Below are 1,163 nucleotides of genomic sequence, written 5' to 3' on the forward strand. Positions count from 1 at the left end.
CGACCAGGCCCGGACGATCCTGTCGGCCGGCGCGGCGCTCGGCCTGCGCGGACGGCTGCATGCCAACCAGCTCGGCCACGGTCCCGGCGTCCAGCTCGCTGCGGAGATGGGGCTCGCCGCCGTCGACCACTGCACGTTCCTGTCCGACGACGACGTGCACGCGCTGCGCGACTCGGGAACGGTCGCGACGCTGCTGCCGGGCGTCGAGTTCAGCACCCGCCAGCCCTATCCGGACGCGCGCGCCCTCGTCGATGCCGGCGTGACCGTCGCCCTGGCCAGTGACTGCAACCCCGGGTCGTCGTACACGAGCTCGTTGCCGTTCTGCATCGCCGTCGCCGTCCGCGACATGGGCCTGACTCCCGGCGAGGCCGTCTGGGCCGCGACCGCCGGGGGTGCCGCGGCGCTCGGGCGCTCCGACATCGGGTCCCTGGTGCCGGGATCGCGCGGCGACCTCGTCGTCCTCGACGCCCCGAGCCACGTCCACCTCGCCTACCGGCCAGGTGTCCCGCTCGTCAACCGAACGCTGGTCTTCTAGAGTCGACGCATGAGCCGCAAGCGCCGGATCTGGCTGACGATGGGCGGGTTGTTCCTCGTCCTCGCCGTGGCAGGCGCGCTGGTCTTCCAGCCCTGGCTGCTGTTCATCGACAAGGAGGTCGATGACGGCGACGACGCCAGCGAGGTCGTCGGTACGGCGACCGCCGGGATCTCCGACACGACCGTCCCCGAAGCGTCCGGGACGGCGAGGACACGTGTCGAGCTGGCCTCCGGCAGCTTCATCGACGCCGAGCACGGCACATCGGGCGACGCGAGGATCTTCCGCCGCAGCGACGGCAGCCGGTTCGTCCTGCTCGACGGCCTCGACACCTCCAACGGCCCCGACCTGCACGTCTGGATCACCGACCAGGAGAGCGGCGGCGGCTGCGACGGCTGCGTCGGTTCGTGGAGCAACTACGACGACGGCGACTACGTGAAGCTCGGCGAGCTCAAGGGCAACAAGGGCAGCTCTCGCTACGAGATCCCCGCCGACGCCGATCTCGCCGGCATGAAGTCCGTGGTGATCTGGTGCGACAAGTTCAACGTCGCGTTCGGCACCGCCGCGATCGCCTGACCCACGAAGTGTCGCAATTGGGGCCACGAAGTGTGGCAATTGGGGGTGCGAAGTG

The 1,163-nt window shown here is 70.3% G+C and carries 2 protein-coding genes; both read left to right on the forward strand.

Annotation, left to right across the window (positions count from 1 at the left end):
* Positions 1–535 (forward strand): amidohydrolase family protein (locus tag ACOADB_RS11505; protein ID WP_378598333.1); only part of this gene is annotated, 535 nt, incomplete at its 5' end.
* Between the two features lie 9 nt (positions 536–544).
* The gene (locus ACOADB_RS11510; protein WP_378598335.1) at positions 545–1,108 is read left to right on the forward strand and encodes a DM13 domain-containing protein; all 564 of its coding nucleotides are present in this window, start codon (positions 545–547) and stop codon (positions 1,106–1,108) included.
* The last annotated feature ends 55 nt before the right edge of the window (positions 1,109–1,163 follow it).

This window comes from Nocardioides sp. CPCC 206348, from assembly GCF_048654705.1.
GTDB lineage: Bacteria > Actinomycetota > Actinomycetes > Propionibacteriales > Nocardioidaceae > Nocardioides.

Coding starts and splice junctions, on each gene's coding strand:
- ACOADB_RS11510 (WP_378598335.1), top strand. CDS start 545: ATGAGCCGCAAGCGCCGGATCTGGCTGACGATGGGCGGGTTGTTCCTC.